General features: G+C 65.1%; 16 protein-coding genes and 1 pseudogene. 3 read left to right on the plus strand and 14 right to left on the minus strand.

Features of this window, described 5'->3' with window-relative positions; translation table 11 throughout:
• Positions 1–30: 30 nt before the first annotated feature.
• From FQV39_RS10845 to FQV39_RS10870, 6 genes are all read right to left on the minus strand, one after another.
• On the minus strand, positions 31–1071 hold the full coding sequence (locus FQV39_RS10845; protein ID WP_149130296.1) for an ABC transporter substrate-binding protein: 1041 nt from the start codon (positions 1069–1071) through the stop codon (positions 31–33).
• Between the two features lie 113 nt (positions 1072–1184).
• A protein-coding gene (locus tag FQV39_RS10850) for an IS5 family transposase (RefSeq protein ID WP_149129006.1) occupies positions 1185–1939 on the minus strand; the annotation gives its coding sequence in 2 pieces (ribosomal slippage) (positions 1185–1606 and positions 1606–1939; 756 coding nt in all).
• Positions 1940–1998: 59 nt separating this feature from the next.
• Entirely contained in the window at positions 1999–2883 is an 885-nt protein-coding gene (locus FQV39_RS10855; protein ID WP_149130297.1) for a DUF1003 domain-containing protein, read from the minus strand.
• 128 nt (positions 2884–3011) lie between these two features.
• Positions 3012–3347, minus strand: coding sequence for a hypothetical protein (locus tag FQV39_RS33125; protein WP_187640241.1), 336 nt, complete (start codon positions 3345–3347; stop codon positions 3012–3014).
• A 134-nt stretch (positions 3348–3481) separates the two neighbouring features.
• Positions 3482–4378, minus strand: coding sequence for a PfkB family carbohydrate kinase (locus FQV39_RS10865; RefSeq protein WP_187640242.1), 897 nt, complete (start codon positions 4376–4378; stop codon positions 3482–3484).
• 4 nt (positions 4379–4382) lie between these two features.
• Complete coding sequence (locus tag FQV39_RS10870) at positions 4383–4832, minus strand: VOC family protein (protein ID WP_149130299.1); 450 nt, start codon at positions 4830–4832, stop codon at positions 4383–4385.
• 92 nt (positions 4833–4924) lie between these two features.
• Between FQV39_RS10870 and FQV39_RS10875 the strand changes: the two genes are divergently transcribed.
• The 3 genes from FQV39_RS10875 to FQV39_RS10885 all read left to right on the plus strand — a co-directional run bounded on the left by FQV39_RS10875 (position 4925) and on the right by FQV39_RS10885 (position 11788).
• On the plus strand, positions 4925–6370 hold the full coding sequence (locus FQV39_RS10875; RefSeq protein ID WP_149130300.1) for a cation diffusion facilitator family transporter: 1446 nt from the start codon (positions 4925–4927) through the stop codon (positions 6368–6370).
• Positions 6371–6492: 122 nt separating this feature from the next.
• The gene (pepN, locus tag FQV39_RS10880; protein ID WP_149130301.1) at positions 6493–9138 is read left to right on the plus strand and encodes an aminopeptidase N; all 2646 of its coding nucleotides are present in this window, start codon (positions 6493–6495) and stop codon (positions 9136–9138) included.
• A gap of 352 nt (positions 9139–9490) precedes the next feature.
• Positions 9491–11788: a PAS domain-containing sensor histidine kinase gene (locus FQV39_RS10885; RefSeq protein ID WP_149130302.1), complete on the plus strand. Its 2298-nt coding sequence runs from the start codon at positions 9491–9493 to the stop codon at positions 11786–11788.
• A gap of 544 nt (positions 11789–12332) precedes the next feature.
• Here the strand turns inward: FQV39_RS10885 and FQV39_RS10890 are convergent.
• The 8 genes and pseudogenes from FQV39_RS10890 to FQV39_RS10925 form a co-directional block, all read right to left on the minus strand.
• Positions 12333–13061, minus strand: a complete 729-nt coding sequence (locus tag FQV39_RS10890) for a class I SAM-dependent methyltransferase (protein ID WP_149130303.1) — start codon at positions 13059–13061, stop codon at positions 12333–12335.
• 339 nt (positions 13062–13400) lie between these two features.
• Complete coding sequence (locus FQV39_RS10895; RefSeq protein ID WP_187640243.1) at positions 13401–14063, minus strand: Crp/Fnr family transcriptional regulator; 663 nt, start codon at positions 14061–14063, stop codon at positions 13401–13403.
• 329 nt (positions 14064–14392) lie between these two features.
• On the minus strand, positions 14393–14701 hold the full coding sequence (locus tag FQV39_RS10900) for a helix-turn-helix domain-containing protein (RefSeq protein WP_149130305.1): 309 nt from the start codon (positions 14699–14701) through the stop codon (positions 14393–14395).
• Positions 14702–14826: 125 nt separating this feature from the next.
• Complete coding sequence (locus tag FQV39_RS10905; RefSeq protein ID WP_149130306.1) at positions 14827–16278, minus strand: porin; 1452 nt, start codon at positions 16276–16278, stop codon at positions 14827–14829.
• A gap of 518 nt (positions 16279–16796) precedes the next feature.
• On the minus strand, positions 16797–19754 hold the full coding sequence (locus FQV39_RS10910) for a bifunctional [glutamine synthetase] adenylyltransferase/[glutamine synthetase]-adenylyl-L-tyrosine phosphorylase (RefSeq protein WP_149130307.1): 2958 nt from the start codon (positions 19752–19754) through the stop codon (positions 16797–16799).
• A 13-nt stretch (positions 19755–19767) separates the two neighbouring features.
• Complete coding sequence (locus FQV39_RS10915) at positions 19768–21264, minus strand: HAMP domain-containing sensor histidine kinase (protein ID WP_149133780.1); 1497 nt, start codon at positions 21262–21264, stop codon at positions 19768–19770.
• 91 nt (positions 21265–21355) lie between these two features.
• Complete coding sequence (locus FQV39_RS10920; RefSeq protein WP_149130308.1) at positions 21356–22039, minus strand: response regulator transcription factor; 684 nt, start codon at positions 22037–22039, stop codon at positions 21356–21358.
• A 228-nt stretch (positions 22040–22267) separates the two neighbouring features.
• A pseudogene (locus tag FQV39_RS10925) lies at positions 22268–23434 on the minus strand (trypsin-like peptidase domain-containing protein); the annotation flags it as partial.
• Positions 23435–23491 lie beyond the last annotated feature (57 nt).

The raw sequence follows: 23491 nt of genomic DNA on the forward strand, positions 1-23491 counted from the left end.
GCTCTACCAGGCTCTCGGGATCGTGGCACCTCAGCGCGGCAGCGCCTTGACCTCGCTGTCGAACTTCTTGAGCAGGCGCGAACGCTCGGCCGGGGAGCCCCAGCGCGGCGTGTCGTAGTCGATCAGCTTCATCTCGGCGAATTTCGGCGCATCCGGCGAGAGCAGCGCGTTCTTGTTCGACGGGATCGAGTTGATCTTCAGCTTCGCATTGATGTTCTGCGCATCGGGCGAGAGCGTGAAATCGACGAACTTGCGCGCGGCCTCGGGGTTCTTGCCGCCCTTGATGATCGAGACCGAGCCAGTCTCGTAGCCGGTGCCCTCGCAGGGGGCGACGGTCTCGATCGGCGCGCCCTGCAGCTTCTGCGTCAACATGTCATGGATGAAGGCGATGCCGACAGCCGTCTCGCCGAGCGCGGCCGCCTTCACCGGCGCGATGCCGGACTTGGTGTACTGGCTGATGTTCTTGTGCAGGTCCTTGAGGAACTCGAAGCCCTTCTCCTCGCCGAGGCGCTGCACCGTCGTCGCCAGGAAGACATAGGCCGTGCCGGACGAGCTCGGATCGGCGATCTGGACCTCGTCGCGCAGCTTCGGATCGAGCAGATCGGCCCAGCATTTCGGAGCGGCGATGCCCTTCTTCTTCAGGACCTCGGTGTTGTAGCCGATGCCGAGCGCGCCGAGATAGATTCCGTTGGTGCGGAACGTGGCCTGCTCGGCATGGCGTTGCGCCCAGTCATGCAGCTCCGGCAGCTTCGGCGACTTGTACTCGTCCAGAAGCCCTTCGTCGGCTGCCTGCAGATGCGGCTCGCCCGGCCCACCCCACCAGACGTCGCCACGCGGATTGCTCGCCTCGGCCTTGACCTGAGCATAGACCTCGCCGGTGCTCTTGCGGACCATCGAGACCTTGATCCCGGTCGCCTTCTCGAACATCGCCGCCCCTTCGCGGCACTGCTCCTCGAGGATCGAGCAATAGACCGTGACCTGCCCCTGGGCGAAGGCCGGCTGGGTAGCGGCCGAAAGCACAAGGCCAGCAATCAGCGCGCCGGCCGGCGCGAAACGCGAAGCGAACACCATTTTCCTCCCATCAGATTCGTTTGCCGACGAAGAAATCGGCCGACTGATGGGGTGTCAAGCAAAAGCCCGCCCTGCCGAACGCGACTGCGCCGACTAGGCTCAGGACTCGTTGATCAGAGCCAGAAGATGACGGTAGCGGCGATACAGATTGCCGAGAAGAAGGTGTGGGCGCATCGGTCGTAGCGTGTGGCGATGCGCCGCCAGTCTTTGAGCTTGGCGAAGAGGTTCTCGACCTTGTGGCGCTGGCGATAGAGCGTCTTGTCGTAGGGATAAGGGGTTTTCCGGCTTCTGCTCGATGGAATGCAGGGTTCGATGCCTTTGGCGACCAGCGCCTGGCGGAACGCGGCGCTGTCGTAGCCGCGATCGGCGATGAGGGTTTTGGCTGGCGGCAGGGCCACGAGCACGAGGCTTGCGCCCTTGTGGTCGCTCATCTGGCCTTCCGAGAGCAGCATGATGATCGGGCGGCCGGTATCGTCGCAGACGGTGTGGAGCTTGGAGTTCAGCCCGCCCTTGGTGCGCCCGATACGACGGGGAAGAGCCCCTTTTTGAGCAGGCTCGCCGCCGTGCGGTGCGCCTTCAGATGCGTCGCGTCGATCATGATCCGCTCCGGCTTCGGCCCTTCGCCGGCAAGACCGGCGAAGATGCGGTCGAAGACGCCGAGCCGGCTCCAGCGGATGAAGCGGTTATAGAGCGTCTTGTGCGGGCCATAGTCCTTGGGCGCGTCCTTCCACTGCAGGCCGTTGCGGATGACGTAGACGATGCCGCTCACCACGCGACGATCGTCGACCCGCGGCACGCCATGCGAGAGCGGAAAATGCGGCGATATCCTCGCCATCTGGCGCTCGCTCAGCAAAAACAAATCACCCATCACGGCATCCTCCCAGACACCGTGAATCACAGATCAAACCAATTTAATAGGTCCTGAGCCTAGGCTTGCCGCTCGGGATTGGCCGGAGGAAGCGCTTCTGCTTCCTCCGCCACAACGTCGACCGGCACTGCCCGCTTCTTCTTGGCCGCCGGTTTCTTGCGCCGCTTCGGCCTGGCCTTCGGCAGCTGCGTATCCTGCAGGATCTCGAGCTGGACCTGCTGGATCTCGGCGAGGCGCTGCCATTGCCGCGTGATCAGATGGTCCATCTTCTCGTGCAGGTGCCGGATTTCGAGCTCGGCCTTCAGATTGACCTGATAGTCGTTGAGCGAGCGCAGCCGGTCCTTCGATTCCTGCCGCTTCTGACTCATCATGATGATCGGTGCCTGCACCGCCGCGAGGCAGGACAGGACGAGATTGAGCAGGATGAAGGGATAGGGGTCGAAGGCTTTGCCCTCCCCGATCGCGGCATTGATCGCCATCCAGACGACGAGCACCACACCGAAGCTGATCAGGAAGGCCCAGGAACCGCCAAAGCTCGCGAGATTGTCAGAGAAGCGTTCACCCAGCGTGCGATGCTCCTCGAAATCATCCTCGACGTTCTCGGCGATGGTCTCCTGCCGGGCGATGCTCTCGGCCACCTCCCGATCGAGGTCGGAATATTCGCCGTGCTCCTCGCGCAGGATCTCCTCGACATAACGCGTCCGGTAGCGCGACAGCTCCTTCAGGCTGATCAGCGCGTGGTCGGGCAGGTCCGGGAAGTCGGCGCGGATGTGATCGGCCAGCGCCGGGCGCAGCGTACCGATCTCGACTAGGTTTTTGCGCGCCATCTCCTGACCGCTGATGGCGCAGATGCCGCGCTTCTTGCCGAGCGGGCCGGGCAGCGAACCCGGCTCGATCACGGGAACCGGCGGCACGGCTGGAATCTCGCTCTCCAGATTTGTCATGCGTGCGTCATGCCTCTTCCCCGTCGCGGCCCTTGACGCCGCGTCCGGTCATGTCCTGCGAGCGCCTTGCCGCCTGGGAACGCCCGAAGGAGCGAACTCCTCCGAGCTCGTCTTATCCGGTGCCAGACTCAGGCCTTCACCTTCTCGTCGTCTTCGGCATCTTCCGCCGAATCGTCGTTCTCGTCATCCTCGTCGTCATCATCGTCCTCGGCAGCCTCTTCGTCCTCCTCGTCCTCGGTATCAAGATCGAGATATTCGTAACCGAAGACGATCTCGCCGGTTTCAGGATCAAAGGCGCTGACCGAGGAATCCTCGAAGGCCTCGATCAGCATCTCGGCGTCATCGGGCCCGTCGACGTCGAAGCGACGCACCGCCTCCTCGCCGTCGGCCTTGAGAACGAGTTCGATCGACCAGCCCCGCCCGGTGGTGTCGTAGATGCATTTCAGACCCTGGATCGCCAGCATGATGCCTCTCCTGAGATTGATCCGATGCGCAGCTGCGCACCGGTCAGATGCCCGAGCTGCGTGACGGACACGCGACGCCCGTAGCGTCAGCAGGAGAGTGGCCGCGGGCACAGAAGTGCCCGCCGGCAATCGGACTATCGCGATGCCTGGGCCAAGAAGCGCTCGACCTCGTCGCGCCGGGGCGCGCCACTACGGCCCCCGAAGCGGGTGCATTTGATGGCCGCCGCGGCGGAAGCAAAGCGGATCGCGGCCGCCTCTCCCTGCCCCTCCGCAAGCGCCAGAGCGAAAGCGCCGTGCCAGACGTCGCCCGCACCGAGCGTGTCCACCGTCTCGACCGCGAAGGCGGGGCTGTGGCGGACTTCACCCTGCTCGACGTAGAGCACGCCTTCCTTGCCGAGCGTCACCGCCAGCCAAGTGGGGACGCCGGCGGCGATTTTGGCAAGCCCAGCCCGCGGCTCCTCCTCTCCTGATACTTCGCGCAGCGCCTGCTGACTGAAGGCGACGTGGCTCGCCGTTCCGACGAGATCCGGATGAGGCGGCCGGCGATCGCCGTCGAGGACACCGGGAACGCCGGCGGCGCGGGCGAGCTTCAGTGCCGCCAATGCCCCCTCGCCCCAGCGCGTATCGGCAAGCACGGCGTCGACGCCTTCCGGCAAGCGCGGAGGCAACCAGCCCACATCCTCCGGCATCGCCGGATCGGAATGGGAGATCACCATGCGCTCGCCCTGGGCATCGACGAGGATGGCCGAGACAGGCGAGGTCAGGCCGGCGACGCGCCGGGCGAAACTGGCATCGACGCCCTCGGCCTTCAGATCCGCGACGATCTGGTCGCCGGTCAGGTCGTCGGCGAGGCGCGTCGCCAGCCAGCAGGCGCCGCCGAGCCGCGCAATCGCGACGGAGGCGTTGCCGGCGCAGCCGCCGCCGACCACGGCGAGCCCGCGCGAGCGGTATTTCTCGCCGCGCGTCGGCATGGTCTCCACGCTGTAGACATAGTCGAGCGTGGCGATGCCGAGGCAGAAGACGCCGGCCAAGATCTCACCAGGTCCCGGTGTTCGGCATGCTGGCCCAGGGCTCGGCCGCAGGCTTCGGATCGCCCTTCTGGAGCAGCTCGATCGAGATATTGTCGGGCGAGCGGATGAAGGCCATGTTGCCGTCGCGCGGCGGACGATTGATGGTGATGCCGGCCTTCATCAGCTTCTCGCAGGTCGCGTAGATATCGTCGACTTCATAGGCGAGATGGCCGAAATTGCGCCCGCCGGTATAGGTTTCCGGGTTCCAGTTGTAGGTCAGCTCGAGCGTCGGCCGGCCGCGGGAGGCGCCGGCCTTGGCCGCGGCCAGATCGTCCGATGCGGCGAGGAAGACCAGGGTGAAACGGCCCTTCTCATTCTCGATGCGGCGGGTTTCGACCAGTCCGAACTTGTTGACGTAGAAATCAAGCGCCTGATCGAGATCGGTCACGCGGACCATGGTGTGGAGATATCGCATCGTTCATCCTCGTTGAGCGGGAACAGGGTTGATCCTTTCCTTAATTCGGGCAAGAGCTGCCGCGTTCCAAGGTACGCCAAGCAGGACGAGCCATGACGACAACGCAAGACGGCCTGGTGACGGTGCCGCCTGAGCGCGCCACGCCCGCCCAGATCGCGCAGATCAAGCAGCGCGCCGCGATCCTCTCGGTGATGGCGACCATCCTGCTCACGGCAGCAAAAATCGTCGGCGCCATCATTTCCGGTTCGCTCGCCCTGCTGACCGACGCGCTTCAGGGGCTCGTCGATGTCGGCTCGACGCTGTTCACCTGGTTCGCTGTGCGCGCCTCCGACAAGCCCGCCGACGAGGAACACCATTACGGGCATGGCAAGGTCGAGGCACTGGCGGCGCTGGTCGAGACCGCGATCCTGTTCGGGCTCGCCGGCGCGATCCTGTGGGAAGCCGGCAACCGGCTCTGGCATGGCATCGCCGCGCATGTCGAGGTGACGCCGCTCGTGATCGGCGTGATGCTGCTCTCGATGACGGTCGACGCCATCCGCTGGCGCTCGCTCACCAAGGTCGCCAGGGAGACCGGTAGCGAGGCGCTCGCCGGAGAGGCGACGCATTTCTCGGCTGACTTCATCGGCTCGGCGCTCGTGCTCGCCGGCCTCATCGGCGTCTGGTACGGTTTCGAGCGGGCCGACACGGCCGCCGCCTTCGCCATCGCGGCCTATACGGCCTTCTCGGCCTATCGGCTGGCTCGCCGTGTCCTCGACACGCTGATGGATACCGCCCCCGAAGGCGTCACCGAAAAGCTGCGCGAGGCCGCGCGGCGCGTGCCGGGCGTGGTCGGGATCAACTGGCTCAGGGTCCGGCCCGCCGGCGGACGCGTTCATGGCGAAATCGGCATCAGCGTCTCGCGGACGCTGCCGCTCGAGCGCGTCACCGCGATCAAGGCCGAACTTGGCGGGGCCCTGCTGAAAGCCGAGCCGGATTCCGAGATCACGATCACCGCCGATCCGGTCCAGGTCGATGACGAGACGGTGCTCGAGCGCGTGCTCCTGATCGCGCTCAAGCTGAAGATCCCGGTGCACCACGTCACCGTCCACAGCATCGGCGAGAAGCTCTCGGTCAGCCTCGACATGGAGGTCGACGCCAATCTGCCGCTCGGGGAGGCCCACGAGATCGCGACCCGGCTCGAACACGCGATCCGGGCCGAGTTCGGCGGCGAGACCGAGGTCGAGACCCATATCGAGCCGATGGAGACCGGCCAGCCCCACGGCCACAATGCCGCCTGGGAAATGGTCGAGGATATCGGCAAGGCGCTCGCCGGCGAGGCTGCAAAGCTCTCAGGGCCGATCCACGACATCCACAGCGTGCGCGTGCGCCAGACCGCGAAGGGGCTGGTGGTGAACTATCACTGCCGGGTCAATCCAAGCCTGAACGTGGCAGCTGTGCATGACGCCGTGGACGCGATCGAGCGGGCGGTGCGGATCGCGCGTCCCCAGGTCTGCCGGCTGGTCAGCCACGCCGAGCCGGCGATCTCGTCGGCACCCTGACATCTCTCGGGGCGTCATTCCGGGCAAGCCGCGAAGCGGCGCCGACCCGGAATGCCGGGGTGTTTCCATCGTAAGGCGAAACGCCCTACATACGAACCCTGACCTTCGCCATCAGGGTTTCCATGCGCAACGACGATGCTCCGCTGATCCGTCTCGAGGATTACCGCCCCTCCGACTGGCTGATCGACACGGTCGATCTCGACATCAGCCTGCAGCCGCAGAAGACGCGCGTGCGCGCCCTGCTTGCTCTCCGACCCAACCCGCAAGGACAGCCCGGCGCGCCGCTCAAGCTCGACGGCGACGAGCTGACGCTGAAATCGCTCGCCCTCGACGGCAAGCCGCTCGACGCGTCCGCCTATACGGCGACGCCGCAGGCGCTGACGATCCCGAGCCCGCCACCGCATGATTTCACGCTGACGATCGAGACCGAGGTCGATCCTTCCGCCAACACCAAGCTGATGGGGCTCTATCGCTCGTCGAAGGTCTATTGCACCCAATGCGAGGCGGATGGCTTCCGCCGCATCACCTATTTCCTCGATCGGCCTGACGTGATGAGCGTCTACACGGTCAGGCTGGAGGCGGCGAAGGCTGAGGCGCCGGTGCTGCTTTCCAACGGCAACCTCATCGCCACCGGCGAGGTGCCGGGCACCGACCGGCATTTCGCGATGTGGCACGACCCGCATCCGAAGCCGGCCTATCTCTTCGCGCTGGTCGGCGGCGCCCTCGACCATGTCCGGCAGGACTATGTCACGGCCGACGGCCACAAGGTCGAGCTCGCCGTCTATGTCGAGCCGGGCAAGGCGGAGCGCGCCGGCTGGGCGCTGGATTCGCTGGTACGCTGCATGCGCTGGGACGAGAAGGTCTTCGGCCGCAACTACGATCTCGACGTGTTCAATGTCGTCGCCGTCTCGGATTTCAACATGGGGGCGATGGAGAACAAGGGCCTCAACATCTTCAACGACAAATACGTCCTGGCCGATCCGCAGACCGCGACCGATGGCGACTATGCCTCGATCGAGGCGATCATCGCGCATGAGTACTTTCACAACTGGACCGGCAACCGCATCACCTGCCGCGACTGGTTCCAGCTCTGCCTGAAGGAAGGCCTCACCGTCTTCCGCGACCAGGAATTCTCCTCCGACGAGCGCTCGCGCCCGGTGAAGCGCATCGCGGATGTCCGCACCCTGCGCTCGACCCAATTCTCGGAGGATGCCGGCCCCCTCGCCCATCCGGTCAGGCCGCGCGCCTACAAGGAAATCAACAACTTCTACACGCCGACCGTCTACGAGAAGGGTGCCGAGGTCATCCGCATGCTCAAGACGCTGATCGGCGACGAGGCCTTCCGGCGCGGCATGGACCTCTATTTCGAGCGCTGCGACGGCACGGCAGCGACGATCGAGGAGTTCCTCGCCTGCTTCGCCGAAAGCTCGCGCAAGGACCTCTCGCATTTCGCTGGATGGTATGAGCAGGCCGGCACTCCGACCATCGTCGCCTCGGGCCGCTATGACGCGGCCGCCCGGCGCTATACGCTCGATCTCGCCCAGAGCACACCGCCGACGCCCGGCCAGAACGACAAGCGACCGGTCGTCCTGCCGATCAAGCTCGGCCTCGTCGGAGCCCGGGGCGATCTGCCGCTGCAGACGCAATCGAATGCCTATGCCGGCGACGGCCTCGTCATCCTCGACAGCGCTTCGCTCTCCGTCACCTTCGACGGCGTCGCCGAGCCACCGATCCCGTCATTGCTGCGCGGCTTCTCCGCGCCTGCGCGGCTGGAGCTCGACCTCTCGGATGCTGATCTTGTGCGGCTGTTCTCGGCAGACAGCGATTCCTTCAACCGCTGGCAGGCCCTGCAGACCATCGCCATCCGCGCCCTCGTCGTCGCCGGCAAGCCTGGCGCGGATCGCAGCGCGTTGAGCGCGACGGCGGGCGAGCTCGGCCAGGCGCTCGACAGCTTCCTCAAGACCGAGGCGCTTGCGGATCCAGCCTTTGCCGCACAGGTGCTGCGCCTGCCCGCTCCGGCCGACATCGCGCGCGAGATCGGCCGCGACGTCGATCCGGACGCGATCTTCAAAGCCCATCGCAGCCTGTCGGCGGCGATCGGAACGGCGCTTCTCCCGCGACTGCCTGGCTTGCGAGAGGCGTTGGCGACAAAAGGCCCTTACAAGGCGGATGCCGCCTCCGCCGGGCACCGCGCGCTTCGCAACGAGCTGCTCGGGCTCGCCGCACTCGCCACCCCGGCCGAGGGCGCCGGTCTCTGCGAGGAACAATTCGCGACCGCCGACAACCTGACCGACCGGCTCGCGGCGCTGGCAGCGATGACGCTGATCCCCGGGGAACAGCGCGAAGCGCTGATCACCCGCTTTGCGGCAGCCTATGCGGACGAGCCGCTCGTCCTCGACAAATGGCTGATGGCGCAGGCGCTGATCGCCGAGCCGGACACGCTGGAACGGGTCAAGCGGCTGATGCAGCACCCCGCCTTCTCGCTCGGCAATCCGAACCGAGTGCGGGCGCTGATCGGCGGCTTCGCGGCCAATCTCACCCAGTTCAACCGCGTCGACGGCGAGGGCTATGATTTCGTCTGCGACATCGTCATCGCGCTGGACAAGACGAACCCGCAGGTCGCCTCGCGCCTCCTCGGCTCGTTCAAGAGCTGGCGCATGCTGGAGCCCGGCCGCAAGCGGCTGGCGCAGGAGGCGCTGAGCACCGTCGCGCGGATGCCGAACCTGTCGCGGGATGTCGCCGACATCGCGGAACGGGCACTCGCCTGAAAGGCCGATCACGGACCTCAGCCCTCATCCTGAGGAGCCGCGAAGCGGCGTCTCGAAGGATGTTCCAGAGAGCGCTGGAGCATCCTTCGAGACGCGCCTGCGGCGCACCTCAGGATGAGGGCTCGCAGGCCAGACCGAAGAGGTTAACGACGCCCTGTCCAATTCGTTAACGTTTCATTACCCGCACAGGATTCATTAGATAAGCAACACAACCTAAAGGAGAATTCTCAGCTCCTGACTCAACTCAGGGCTAGACAAAACCGGTCTCTCGGATTCAACTGACAGTGATTCGCGGGGATGCGGCACGTCTCCCGATCTTACTGACGGTAAAGTTTTCCGAAGGGGGACGGGCATGTCGCGTGCCAACGCGGATTGCGCATCCGTGCGCGCCGATACGATTCTGGGTGTAGCGAGATCGCTGACCCATCCATTGTATCAGCGCTTCGAGGGTTTCGAGCCCGCACTCCGGACTGCCATCCCCGTCCTCGTCGGGTTCTTCCTCGTCATCCTCGGCGCCGGCGCGATCCTGCAGACCTCCGCCATGCGCGACGACGCGCTCGTCAACGCTGCAGGCGATATGGATTTGGTCTCTGCGCTGGTCGCCCGCGAGCTGGACAATGCGGCGCTCGCCGGCAAGGAGCCGGCAGCGGTGCTCGCGGGCCTCACGGCCCGCCACCTCGCCGCCCATGGCCGCATCGTCCATGTCAGCGGCGCCGATGGCCGCGTCATCGCCAGCGAGCCGGTGATCGGCCAGACGCAGCGCACCCTCACCGACTTCCTCGGCCAGACCCAGCCGCTCACCGTCTTCGGGGACCGCGCCGGCGTGATGCGCATCACCCTGCCCAACGGCGCCGACGTCTTCGCAAGCGTGCGCAACCTCGCCGCCCCGCTCGGCCAGGTCGCGGTGCTGCAACCGGTCTCGCGCGCCCTCTCGATCTGGCAGATCCGCCGCTCCGGCCTCGCCGTCCTGTTCGGTGCGGCGGGTCTCGTCCTCGGCGTCATCACGCTGGCCTTCATGCTGCAGTCGAAGCGCGCCCGCGCCGCCGACGAGGATTGCGACTGCGTGCGCGAACGCATCGACACCGCCCTCAACCGCGGCCATTGCGGTCTCTGGGACTGGGATCTCGCCCGCGGCCGCATCTACTGGTCGGATTCGATGTATGCCCTGCTCGGCTACGACCGCGCAGGCGAATACATGTCCTTCGGCGAGGTCAGCAGCTTCATCCATCATGAAGACGTCGATCTCTATGCCATCGCCGATGCGGTGAGCCGCGGCGAGGCCAGCCATCTCGATCAGGAATTTCGGGTCCGCGCGGTTTCGGGCGAGTGGCTCTGGCTCAAGGCCCGCGCCGAGCTCGTCATCGACCGCCGCACCCGCTCGCGCCACCTCGTCGGCATCGTCGTCGACATCTCCGAGCAGCGCCGCATGGCCGAGCGCACCGCCACCGCCGATGCCCGCCTGCGCGACGCGGTCGAGGCGATCTCGGAAGCTTTCGTGCTCTGGGACGCCGACAACCGGCTGATCCTCTGCAACGCCAAGTACCAGCAGCTCCACCAGCTCCCGGCCGACGCGCTGCAATCCGGCATGAGCTATGACGAGATCATGGCCCGTTCCGCCCAGCCGCAGATCGATCAGGAGCCGATGCGCGTCCAGCGTGGCGCCGCCGGCGCCACCTCCTACGAGGCGCGCCTCTCCGACGGCCGCTGGCTGCAGATCAACGGCCGGCGCACCAAGGATGGCGGCTCGGTCTCGGTCGGCACCGACATCACCAAGCTCAAGCAGCAGGAAGAGCGGCTGACCCAGTCCGAGCACCAGCTCCTGACCCATGTCACCGATCTCAAGGCCTCGCGCCAGAAGCTCGAAGCCCAGGCCCAGCAGCTCGCCGATCTTGCCGAGCGCTATCTCGAACAGAAGGCGGCCGCCGAAAGCGCCAACCGCGCCAAGTCCGAATTCCTCGCCAATATGAGCCATGAGCTGCGCACGCCGCTCAACGCCATCATCGGCTTCTCCGAGATCATGGAGAACGGCATGTTCGGCCCACTCGGCGAGAAGTACACCGACTACGTCCGCGACATCCGCTCCAGCGGCGGCTACCTGCTCGGCATCATCGACGACATCCTCGACATGTCGCGCCTCGAATCCGGCAAGATGCGACTGGAGAAGTCCGAGATCGCCATCGGCCCGGTGCTGGATCAGGCCCTGCTCAAGGTGCAGCCGGAGATCGAGCGCAAGCAGCTGATCCTCAACCTCGAAGGCCCGCTCGACACCCATCTCGAGGCCGATCCGCGCGCGCTCTACCAGATCCTCGGCAACCTGCTCGACAACGCCGCCAAGTTCACGCCGGAAGGCGGGCGGATCGCAGTGCGCACCCGCCATGTGCCCGGTGCGCTCAACATCTTCATCGAGGATACCGGCATCGGCATCCCGAAAGAGAAGATCGATCGCGTCGGCCGGCCCTTCGAGCAGGTCGAGGGCGATCTGGTGCGCAGCTACAAGGGCTCTGGCCTCGGCCTCGCCATCGCCCGCTCGCTCGCCGAGCTGCATGGCGGCTCGCTGAGGCTGCGCTCGGCGATGGGCGCCGGGACCATCGTCATGGTCCACCTGCCGCTCGATGGCGGCGCCAACCGCGTCACCGCGCAGGCGGCGTAACCTTCGCTATTCGCCACCGCTTCTCCGTCATTGTAAGTCACCGTAGGCCGCGAACCCGAGAGCTATGGCCCGAAGCTGTTCCAGAACGCTCGGAAGCGCGGGGCCCGCTCTCCTGCAAGGAGAGAGGGGCAGGAGTGAGGCGTAGGTCCTTGGGCCAACGAGGCACGCCCTCTCCGCAGCAACGGTGAGGTCGCGGCGAAAGCGTCCAACAGCCTACCCCTCCCCCCTGCCCTCTCCCCGTCGAAGTCGGCGTGTTCATGGTTTCCGGGCTCTTCCCTCCGCGAAGCCCCGGAATGGCGCCTCAATTCCCCGCCCGTGCCTGCCCCAGCACGCGCGTGAAGATCGCCGGAACGCCGGAGCGAACCTCGCCGAGCTCGGCCTTCAACACCTTGGCGTCGGGCCTTCCGACAGCCGTCGCGATACGCCGCAGCCCGTGCAGCGGCGAAGACGGAAGCCGCGCCGCTGACGATCAGGCCGGGATGATCGCTGGCACCGGCCCGCAGCAGAAAGCCGGCGAAGAGATGGAGATCGGTGAGGTCGCCGATTACCGCGTGCAGATAAAGATTCGATCGAGCCCTTGTCGGGCGAGTGCGTGGTTCTCGGTCAAGCGGTGCCGCTCACCGTCCTCCGGCGAGAATCTGATCTCGTCGACCTGAAAGCCAACGGCCGCCAGCTTGTCGGGAAAGTCGCGACCGTAGAGCCTGACATGGTCCCAGCCGCAAATTCTCTCGACATCCGCTGGAGGCATGTCGGCCGGCGGCTCCCAGGTTTCGGACCTGGACGGGTCGAGAGGGACCGAGAAGAACGCCGTGCCGCCTGGCTTCAGGACACGAAAGCACTCCCGCATTCCTTGGACGTCATCAGGCACATGCTCGAGGATATGGTGACAGATGACATGATCGAAATACCCGTCCTCAAACCGAATATTGGTGATGTCGACGACTGTATTGGCAACCTTGCTGGCCTTAATATCGCCAGCCACATAGCCAGGATTGCGCCTCCATAACCGGAAGAACGGGCGCTCGGCCGAGAAGTGCAACAGGTTTTTGCTGCTCATGTCGATATTGTTGCTGTGAAGGTAATACCCCATAATGCGGTCGCGCTCTTTGGATGAGCAGTTGGGGCAACGTGCCTCCGGGCGCGGACCAACATCAAGGAAACGACCCTCGTAGCCGCAGATAGTGCATAAGCGCGCAGGACGAGCCTGCAAGAATTGCCTCGGCTTGCGAACCGCCGCGCGCAAATACTCCTGCATGAAGACGCCAATATTCATCCTAAAAATTCCGAGCTCGTGGGATGACCGACCGGGCACGCGTCATCGAGCAGGACTCGCTTGTGCTAGGCGAAGCCGCGGTTTTGCCGATGCGTTCGGGCTGATCTGAAAAGAGGATAGCTGAGGATAGCCACCCGTCTCGGCTACGGCTCTCCCCTCGCTTCAATTCTTACCTTAATCCAAATCAGTCTGAAAAAGAGGGAGTCGGATATTGAAATCCGCTCCCCTCAAGTCTGGTCTCTTTTGGAGGTTGAGAACCGAGCTCGGCTTCAACCGAGTACGATACTAACGCCTTGCTCAGTTATTTCTGTGAAAAATCTCACAACTACGCAGATTCTTTCACTGCCCACCAATGAAGCCCAGGGCCTTTCTGATTTCGGAGCGCAAATACGCTTCGTCCGTGATCGCGATGAGCCCCCGGGAGCTATCGATGACCCCCATCTTTGCCAATTGGCTCATCTGCTTCGTGACCGTCTCGCGTTGCGATGCGATCCTGCGTGCCAATTCGGCATGCGTCGGCATCGGGGAAATGCACAGCCGCCCCCGCCCGTCCCGGACACTGTGACGGATCAGCTCCGCGTAGAGCCGCGTCTTCATCGGCAGCAATCTATTCTCGATGTAGAGCTGCTTCATCGTCCGCAAGCGGCGGCACAGTGTCTTCGCCACGAATTCGGCGAAATCCGGCAGATTCCGCAACGCTTCGAGGAATTGCCCCTGATTCAAAACAAGGACTAGGGTATCCTCGATGGCTTGGAAATAAGTTGCTGGTTCGTCGCTGCCGAATGCTGACAGATCCCCGACGAAATCCCCTGCCCCCAGTTCCAGGATTGGCACGTCGTGCCCTTGAGGACCCAGAAAGAAGGCGACCACCTTCCCCGCTTCGATCAGATAGATATTACCTGTCCTATCCTCTGGCTGCTTGATTAAGGCGCCCTTGGCGAACTGCCGCCTGGGGAAGCGGCCGCTCGGGAGTGGACCCGGCAGCGGAATCGACATCGCCATTTGACTTGTCGACAACATGGCCGTTACCTGGGATGCCGCAGCGAATATGGTTGAAGCCACGGGTGCATCGCGGGCGACTGTGCTGCGTCGCATCTCTTTTCGCGCATCATCAAGTGAGATTGCCTCCGCTTCCTGAGATATTCAGACGCCAACGACGCAGGTGCAGCGTCGACCGGCAAATTCCCTAGCCAGCGCATTCAACCAACTCGTGAAGTGGCTCTCCAACTGGGTTCCGGAGCGGAGTTTGCCCCGCCGCCTTCGACTCCACGCTCAGTTATCCGACCAACTGAGCGCCCGCGCACGGGCCAAATTGGGGGGCATTGGCGCGCTCAGCCGGTGGCATCGATCCCAGGCAACTCCAACTCCGCAAGTCGGGCGCGCGAGGCTCGTTCCTCGAAGCGAAAAATATATTCGTCCAGATTGAATCGACGTTTCAAACCAATGCCGTCGTCATCCTGGATGAATTCGATCCCGTTTGTAACAAACAGCGATAGAATCCTGTTTCTTATTTCTGGTCGAACACGGCCTTCGGTTTCAAAATCGCTAATTGTCCTCTGAGCGACTCGAGCTTTGCGGCTGAGCTGTTTGATGGTCCAGCCCATCATCGTGCGCGCAACGCGACATTGTTCGCTGTTCATCTTCAAACCCTCAACGAGACGGTTTGTACTTTCAGATGAGATTCGGGGGGCGGCTCGTCGGCGCTCTGAGTGGCCTGGCCGCAAAGCAAATGGGTCCTCGGCCAAGGCCGAGGACCCGTCTTGGATCAGAAGTCGCGCTGGATGCGCAGACGGCCGGCGAACGAGTCATCCGACTTGATGCCGACACCAGCGACGCGAACGCCGAGGTCGTTCAGGCTCTGAACGCGCGACTTGTACTCGACGCGGGAGTAGACGACCTCGACACCGAGGTCCAGGCCCGACACCGGCGACCAGATCAGGTTGCCAGCGACGATGAGCTCCTTCGGATTGAGCGAGCGGACAACCGCGTTGTCGCCGTAGAAGGCAGCGCGGGCGCTGTGAGCCAAGTTCAGCTCGCTATACGAACCATAGAGCTCCGAACGCAAGATTGGCATCCAGAAGTGGCGCAGGCCGGCCACGAGCGAGAAGCCCGTCGAGTTCTTGACCTGGCCGGTCAGCGGGTCGAAGCCGATGTCAGCCGCAGAGATCTGCGGGAGGCGGCCGATGCCCGCCGTGCCGCCGTAGCCGATGTAGCCGAGCGCGCCGTCCGCATAAGCGGCCTGCAGCCACAGATCGTCGCCGGCGGCAAGCATCGGCAGGTTGACCTTCACGCCGCCCTGGATGGCCCAGCCGTAATCGTCACCGCCACGAGTACCGGCAACGACAGACGGATCCTGACCGGGCTGCGTATAGGTCAGCGCAGTCACGCGGTTCTGACGGAAGGCACCCGACAGCTGAGCGCTACCCCAACCCTGATCGACGCGGAGCGAAGCGACGATATCCGGGAAGTCCTGACCACCGATCGGAACCGTGCGGCCGAAGTCCAGCGTGGTGAGGGTGGCAGTGCCGTCAGCATTGGTACGGACGCGAGCGTTGGCGATCGACGTGGTCGTGACCGCGAAGCTGTCACGCGCGCCGGTACCGGTCGTACGATCTTCCAACGAAATCGTCGCCGAGTAGCCCGAACCGAAGGTGGCGGTGTAGGCCAACAGGTTCAGACGGCTATCCGAGGTTCGCAGCGCCGAAAAGCCAAGATCATTCGCATAAAAGTCGAAGAACGACTGAGCGCGACCGGCAGTGATCGGACCAAACTGGACGAAGGCCAGGTCGAGGTTCGATGCCGTCGAGGTCTGCGACGTACGAGCCGCGCCCGGGACGATGAAGCCCTGGTTCCCGCCGATCGCGCCATTGTACATATTCGAGCTGTTCGTGAGCTCGTAGCGGAAGAACGTGCGCAGGGTGCCATAGGCGGTCTGCGTGCGAACGTCGACGTTCAGACGGCCGCGAGCGCGAGTGCCGTAGCTGTCGTACGCGTTACCGTAACTGTCACCAACCGTGAACTCGGCGCGAACACGACCGGAAAGGCGCAGGCAGGAGTCTGTGCCCGGGATGTAGAAGAAGCCAGCGCCGTAGGCCGTGCAAATACGCACATACTCGACCGGCGCGCTCTTGCGCGACGGAAGGTCGGCAGCGCCGGCACCGGTGACGACGGCGAAGGCGGCCGTAGCCATACCCAACGCTGAAACGAAGCTCTTCATCAATACCTCCAATTGAATTGATCTTTTTCTGGTTGAGTCTTTTGATCCAACCCGGTCGTATTGATATTGTTTTTTGAGGCTCTCGACGGTGGAGTTATTCACATGATCTGATCGATCTTTGCCATGTTGTAATATTGATACATGTGATAATCTTCACAAAAAGGGATAGTGAATAATTTCACCTGACACGGTGAGCAGCATCGCGTCGAAAATACGCTGAACAAAGCTAAGATCGAACGATTGGCGAACATGGTCATGCCGCCCGGGTCTTTGGTCGGAGATTGAGCGGTTTTCGGCGCGGCTCGCTCAGGCGCGCTCGGCGATGGGCGCCGGGACCATCGTCATGGTCCACCTGCCACTCGACGGCCGCGCCAATCGCGTCACCGCGCATGCGGCCTGAGAGGCGAGCGCCGCTCACCTCGCCGTCATGCTCGGGCTTGACCCGAGCATCTCCTGCAAGAAAAGGCTGCTTGCGCCCCTCTGGTCCGAGATTCTCGGGTCAAGCCCGAGAATGACGCCTAGTTTCCTTTCCGCGCCTCTCCCAGCACGCGGGTGAAGATCGCCCGCACGCCGGAACGGACCTCGTCAAGCTCGGCCTTCAGCACCTTGGCGTCGGGCCGTCCCACAGCCGTCGCGATCCGCCGCAGCACGCGAGGCGGCACGGCCTTGGGATCGAAGGCCTCCTCGACCGTGAAGCGCTGCCAGAGCTGGACGTCGCCGATCAGGCGATGCGCCTCCAGAAGCGCCGAAGCATCCCCGTCCGAAAGCAACCCGGCAGCCCGAGCCGCAGTGAAGACCGAGGCCGTGTCATTGACGATCAGCCCAGGATGGTCGCTGGCATAGGCCAGCAGCAGGAACTGGGCGAGGAAGTCGAGGTCGGTCAGGCCGCCAGCGGCCAGCTTGAGGTCCCAGGCATCCTTCTCGCCCTTCTCCTTGGCGATCAGCGCCCGCATCTCGGCGACGGCCGCCGCGACCTTGGCGGGCTCGCGCTTGCGGGAGAGGATCGCGCGAATCGAGGCTTCTGCCCGCTTCGCCAGCCCGGCGTCACCTGCGACGACACGGGCGCGGGTCAGCGCCATCTCCTCCCAAATCTCCGCCTCGCCCGCGTGATAGGCCTCGAAGCCTGCGAATTGCGTGGCCGCCGGGCTCTTGTTGCCGGTCGGGCGCAGGCGCATGTCGACCTGATAGAGTGTGCCGCGCCGTGTCGGCACCGTCAGCGCTGCGACGAGCCGCTGGGTGAAGCGGATATGCCAGGTGACAGGGTCGAGGCTCTTGGCGCCGTCACTCGGCCCGGCATCCTCGGGCCGGTCATAGAGCAGGATGAGATCGAGGTCGGATGACGGCGTCAATTCGCCCGCACCGAGGCGCCCGAGCCCGAGGACGACGGTCTCAGCCCCGTCGATCACCCCATGATCGGCGGTGAAGGAGGAGCGGGTGTCGGCGAAGGCAACGCGCAGGCAGGCTTCGGCCACGGCGCAATAGGCCTGCCCTGCCCCCTCCGCCGCGTAGACGCCCGAAAGCAGGCGCGCGCCGACCAGAAAATTCTCCTGCCGGGCAGCGTCGCGCAGCCGGTCGAGCCCGTCCTCGACGCTGGGTGGCGGCGAGCCGACATGAGCCCGGATGCGGCGCTCCAGCGTGTCGACATCGAGCACGGCCTGCCCGAAGGCCGGGTCGATGACGCCGTCGAGCACATGCGGGTGCAGGGCTGCGACCTTGGCCAGGCGCGGCGCGCTGCCAAGGATCTCGGCGAAGAGCGTCAGCAGGGAATCATGCGAGCGCAGCAACGTCAGCAATTCGACCGCTGCCGGCATCCTGACGAAGGCGTTGTCGAGATGGGCGAGCGCGCCGTCGGGATCGGCGGTGCGACCGAGCGCGACGAGCAGCGCCGGGGTCAGCTCCGTCAGCACCTCGCGGGCACGGGCGCTAGTGACGGCAGCGCGGCGGCCGAAATGCCAGCCGCGCACTGTCTCCGCTGTGGCCATGCCATCGCGAAAGCCGAGCTTGCCGAGCGTCTCGACCGTCTCGGGGTCTGGCTCGGAGCCGGTGAAGCTGAGAGTCCCGGCTTCGGAAGCGAGGCTCGGCCCCTCCTCGAACAGCAGGGCATAGTGCCCCTCGACACGCCTGGCATGGGCAGTCAGCGCCTTGCCGAAGGCTGCTGTCGAAGGATAGCCGCAGAAGCGGGCGAAGGCTTCGAGATCGCCGGCCGGCTTGGGCAGCGTCTGCGTCTGCTCGTCGTCGCGCATCTGCAAGCGGTGCTCGATCGTGCGCAGCCAGCGATAGGATTCGGAAAGCTCGTCGCGCGCCTGCGGCGTGATCCAGCCTTCGTTGGTCAGCTCCTTCAGCATGTCGAGCGTGCGTGGCCCCCGCAGCGCCGGGCGGCGGCCGCCGAAGACGAGCTGCTGCGTCTGCACGAAGAACTCGATCTCGCGGATGCCGCCGCGCCCGAGCTTCACATTGTGGCCGGCCACGGCGATGGTCTCGTGGCCCTTCACCGTCTGGATCTGGCGCTTCATCGCGTGAATATCGGCGATAGTCGCGAAGTCGAAATACTTGCGCCAGATGAAGGGGGCGAGGTCCTTGATGAAGCGCAGGCCAAGCTCGGTATCGCCTGCGATCGGGCGCGCCTTGATCATGGCGGCCCGTTCCCAGTTCTGGCCGACCGTCTCGTAGTAGGAATAGGCTGATGGCAGCGCGATCGCGACATGGGTCGAAGCCGGGTCGGGTCGCAGCCGCAGATCGACGCGGAAGACATAGCCGTCCGGCGTGCGCTCCTGGATGATGCGGGCGATCTGCTGGGTGGTCTTGACGAAGAAGCTCGACGGTTCGCCGACGCCAGCAGCCTCCGCCGCCTCGGGATCGAAGAAGACGACGATGTCGATGTCAGAGGAATAGTTCAGTTCCCCGGCGCCGTGCTTGCCGAGCGCCAGCACGACGAGGCCGGAGCCCGGACCGGGATTGGTCGGGTCGGCCAGATTGATCCGCCCGAGATCCGCGGCCTGGCGCAGCACATGGTTGGTCGCGAGGCGCACGGCCAAGTCGGCAGTCGCAGTCAGCGCCGCCGTCACGGTCTCGACATCCCAGACGCCGCCGATATCGGCGAGCGCGATCAGCAGCGCCATGGCGCGGCGGAAGCGGCGCAGTTCGCGCATCAGGTCCGAGGTGTCGCAGCCTGCCTCGGCGAAAGCTTCGATCCCGGCGAGCAGCGCATCCCGGCGCGCCTCGGGCGACTGCGTCAGGCAGGCGAGCAAGGCCTCAGGATCGAAGCGCATGACCTGGGAAAGGAACGGAGAATGCGCCAGCACGCCGGCGATCAACGCCGCGCTGCGCGGATACTCGGCCAGATGCGTCTTCAGCGCCTCGGCCGCCGCCTCGTCATGCAGCCGCTCGATCAGCTCGCGCGCCAGCAGCGCCTCGGCCTTGGCGCGTGCCGGCAGGACCGGCGCCGCATCCAGCCTGTCACAGAGCCGCTCAGCCATTTCACCCTCTCCTTCAGAGGGACGGCACGCCAGCAGGGTTTGAGACGGCTGTCGAGCTTTCAGGCCCGGAAACACCTTGCGTTTCCACAGGCTTGGGCTCGGCCGCCGGCAGCGCGATGACGACACGCAGGCCGGGGGCGTTGTCTTCCAGACGCAGCTGGCCGCCATGCAACCGGACCACGCCGGACGCCAGCGACAGCCCAAGGCCGAATCCCGGTTTGCTGCGGCTGGTATCGAGCCTCACGAAACGGTCGAGCACGCGCCCGCGGTCGGCCTCGGGGATGCCCGGTCCGTGGTCGGCAACGGAAAGCTCGATCTCCGACCCGTTGCGCGTCGCGGCCACCGCCACGGTGCCGTCGCCGCCCTGCTCCGGGCCACCATATTTCAGCGCGTTGTCGATCAGATTGGCGAGCGCCTGGCCGATCAGCTCGCGATTGCCGAAAATCTGCAGGCCGGGCTCGACCACGCATTCCAATGCAAGCCCGGCCTCCTCGGCCAGCGGCTCATAGAGCTCGGCCATGCCGGAGACGATCTCCGAGAGATCGAGCTCGGCCATGTTCTCGCTGATCCGGCCCGCTTCCAGGCGCGCGATCATCAACAAGGCGTTGAAGACGCGGATCAGGTTGTCCGCCTCCTCAATGGCACCGTCGAGCGCACCCCGCAGCTCATCCGGCGACTGGGCGCTGCGGAGCGCCTCCTCGGCCCGGTTGCGCAGGCGAGTCAGCGGTGTCTTGAGGTCATGGGCGATGTTGTCGGTGACCTGCTGCATGCCCGCCATCAGCTCGCCGATGCGGTCGAGCATGGCGTTGAGATTGAGCGCGAGACGATCAAGCTCGTCGCCGGTGCCAGTGATGGCGAGGCGCCCCTTCAGATCACCTTCCATGATGCCGTGCGCCGTCTCGCTCATGTCGTCGATGCGCTTCAGCACGCGGCGGGCCACGAACCAGCTCGCGAAGCAGCCGAGGATGAAGACCAGCGCCGCCGACCAACCGGCCGCGCGGCGGATCACGGCGCCAAGCCGGTCCCGCTCCTCAAGATCGCGGCCGACGAGAAGGCGGAACCCGGCCGGCAGCATGAAGACACGCACGAGCGCATGGCTCGGCGTGTCGACGGTCTCGCTGGAGCGGGCATATTCGATCTCGCTCTCGCCGGTGCGATCCAGCGTCCCGGGCGGGAGCGCCTCGACATTGCCGGCGATGCGCTCGCCCACTGGAGTCGTGACGAGGTAGAGCGAGGCGCCCGGCGCCCGCGAGCGGCGCTCGATGATGTTGACCAGCCGCCGGATGCCGCCCTGGCGCTGCTGCTCGGCCAGGCCCTGGATCTCCGCGTCGATGGTCGAGCGGATCTGGTCGGTCAGCAGGCGCTGCGCGTTCCAGGCGACATAGCCCAGCACGAAGGCGGCGAAGAGCGCGAAGATGACGAGATAGGCCGCCGTCAGCTTGAAGGCCGTCGTACGGAACAGGGTCGGTAGGAGTTTCTGGCGCTTGCGCGGCCTGGAGCCATTCCGCACCTCCTCGAGATGCGGAACGGCTCCAAGCTCTTGTCTTGCCGCATTTTCTTCACGCGAACCGGTCGCCACTTCGCTCGAAAATGCTTTGGCGTCAGCGGGCGTTGTCACGGACCATGTATCCCGCGCCGCGGATGGTATGGATCATCGGCTGCTCGAAACCCTTGTCGACCTTGGCGCGCAGGCGGCTGACATGCACGTCGATGACATTGGTCTGGGGGTCGAAGTGATAGTCCCAGACGTTCTCGAGCAGCATGGTGCGGGTCACCACCTGCCCAGCATGCTTCATCAGATATTCGAGCAGGCGGAACTCGCGCGGCTGCAGGACAATCTCCTGCCCCTCGCGGGTGACGCGATGGGCGAGCCGATCAAGCACCAGTTCACCGACGCGATAGGTCGTCGGCTCGGAGGCGGGAGCGCCGCGCCGACGTGCCAGCACCTCGACACGCGCCAGCAGTTCGGAAAAGGCATAGGGCTTGGGCAGATAATCGTCGCCGCCGGCACGCAGGCCCTTCACCCGGTCATCGACCTGGGCCAGCGCCGACAGGATGAGCGCCGGCGTCTCGTCCTTCTGCTCGCGCAAGGAGCGGATCAGGGAGAGACCGTCGAGGCGCGGCAGCATGCGATCGACGACCAGCACGTCATAGCCGCCGCCTTCGGCCATGGCGTAGCCCTGCAGGCCGTCCGCAGCATGGTCGGCAACGTGGCCGACCTCGCGGAACGCCTTGGTCAGATAGGCCGCAGCCTCGGCATCATCTTCGACGATCAGGAGTCGCATGGGCGAACCCTAGCTCAGAGCAAATGCCGATCCAAACGGACCGGCCTTTGCTCTGTCCTTTTGCTTATCGCATTTTCTTCACGCGAACCGGTGTCCACTTCGCTCGAAAATGCTTCGAAACAAAAAAACGGCAGGCCGGAGGATACGCATCCGGCCTGCCGCCGCGACGGCAAGGTCCCTCGGCTGGGGCGACAGAAAACCGAAGGGACCTGCCTGCTTCGTTTACGCCGCCGGCTGGCGGCCAACCTCGAAGGTCACGTCCCGGGACTTGCCTTCGCGGAACAGGGTGATCGTGGCCTTGGTGCCAGGGGCGAAGGTCGCGATCTTGCGGGACAGGTCACGGGCGTCCTTGATCGCCTCGCCATTGACCGCGGTGATGGTGTCGCCGCGACGGATGCCGGCCTTGGCGGCGGGGCCATTGCCCTGCGCCTCGGCGACGAGCGCGCCCTTGGCTTCCTTCAGGCCGATGGCATCAGCCATCTCGTTGGTGACCGGCTGGATCTGCACGCCAATGAAGCCGCGTGCCACCGTGCCGTCCTTCTTCAGCGAGTCCACCACCTGCTTGACGGTGGAGGCCGGGATCGCGAAGGCGATGCCGACATTGCCGCCGGAAGGCGAGTAGATCGCGGTGTTCACACCGACGACTTCGCCATTCTGGTTGAAGGTCGGGCCACCCGAGTTGCCGCGGTTGATCGGCGCGTCGATCTGGATGAAGTCGTCATAGGGACCCGAGCCGATGTCACGACCCTGGGCCGAGACGATGCCGGCCGTGACCGTGCCGCCGAGGCCGAAGGGATTGCCGATCGCCAGCACCCAGTCGCCGATGCGGGCCTTGCCTTCGGCGAGCTTCACATAGGCGTAGTCACCGGCGTCCTTGACCTTCAACAGGGCGAGGTCGGTGCGCGGATCGGTGCCGACGACCTTGGCGTCCAGCGTCTTGCCGGAGTCGGTGACGAGCTGGACCTCCACGGCGTTCTCGACGACGTGGTTGTTGGTCACGACATAGCCATCCTGGCTGACGAAGAAGCCCGAGCCCTGGGCCATGCCCTGGCGCGGCTGCGGCTTGTTCGGACGGTCGTTCTCGCCGGGCCCGCGGAAGAAGCGGCGCAGCTCCGGCGGCAGGTCGTCGAGGCTCTGCTCGCCATTCTCGGCAGCGCCCTGCGTCTTGACGCGGACGGAGACGACCGCCGGCTTCACCTTATCGACGAGGTCGGCGAAGGAGGGCAGCGCGTTCTGCGTGCCGGAGAGCTGGATCGGCTGGGCGATGGCATTGTGATTCTGCATCAGGGCGCTGTCGGCAATGCCGGCCGCGAGGCCGATGCCGAGGACAGCGGTGCCGGCGAGAAGGGCGCCGCGCTTCAGGATGGACTTACGGGTCTCGTTCTGTGTCGTCATGGTTTGAACCTCGTGGGCGTCAGGATTTTCCCCTGCTCGTGACGAGGACCATGGAGC

The organism is Bosea sp. F3-2, from assembly GCF_008253865.1.
Classification (GTDB): domain Bacteria; phylum Pseudomonadota; class Alphaproteobacteria; order Rhizobiales; family Beijerinckiaceae; genus Allobosea.

Excerpts from the sequence above, each read along its gene's own strand:
- FQV39_RS10855 (WP_149130297.1), bottom strand. The coding sequence starts at position 2,883 with ATGACAAATCTGGAGAGCGAGATTCCAGCCGTGCCGCCGGTTCCCGTG.
- FQV39_RS10870 (WP_149130299.1), bottom strand. The coding sequence starts at position 4,832 with ATGCGATATCTCCACACCATGGTCCGCGTGACCGATCTCGATCAGGCG.
- FQV39_RS10845 (WP_149130296.1), bottom strand. The coding sequence starts at position 1,071 with ATGGTGTTCGCTTCGCGTTTCGCGCCGGCCGGCGCGCTGATTGCTGGC.
- FQV39_RS10910 (WP_149130307.1), bottom strand. The coding sequence starts at position 19,754 with ATGGCTGAGCGGCTCTGTGACAGGCTGGATGCGGCGCCGGTCCTGCCG.
- FQV39_RS10885 (WP_149130302.1), top strand. The coding sequence starts at position 9,491 with ATGTCGCGTGCCAACGCGGATTGCGCATCCGTGCGCGCCGATACGATT.
- FQV39_RS10905 (WP_149130306.1), bottom strand. The coding sequence starts at position 16,278 with ATGAAGAGCTTCGTTTCAGCGTTGGGTATGGCTACGGCCGCCTTCGCC.
- FQV39_RS33125 (WP_187640241.1), bottom strand. The coding sequence starts at position 3,347 with ATGCTGGCGATCCAGGGTCTGAAATGCATCTACGACACCACCGGGCGG.
- pepN (WP_149130301.1), top strand. The coding sequence starts at position 6,493 with ATGCGCAACGACGATGCTCCGCTGATCCGTCTCGAGGATTACCGCCCC.
- FQV39_RS10875 (WP_149130300.1), top strand. The coding sequence starts at position 4,925 with ATGACGACAACGCAAGACGGCCTGGTGACGGTGCCGCCTGAGCGCGCC.
- FQV39_RS10920 (WP_149130308.1), bottom strand. The coding sequence starts at position 22,039 with ATGCGACTCCTGATCGTCGAAGATGATGCCGAGGCTGCGGCCTATCTG.
- FQV39_RS10890 (WP_149130303.1), bottom strand. The coding sequence starts at position 13,061 with ATGAATATTGGCGTCTTCATGCAGGAGTATTTGCGCGCGGCGGTTCGC.
- FQV39_RS10900 (WP_149130305.1), bottom strand. The coding sequence starts at position 14,701 with ATGAACAGCGAACAATGTCGCGTTGCGCGCACGATGATGGGCTGGACC.
- FQV39_RS10895 (WP_187640243.1), bottom strand. The coding sequence starts at position 14,063 with ATGGCGATGTCGATTCCGCTGCCGGGTCCACTCCCGAGCGGCCGCTTC.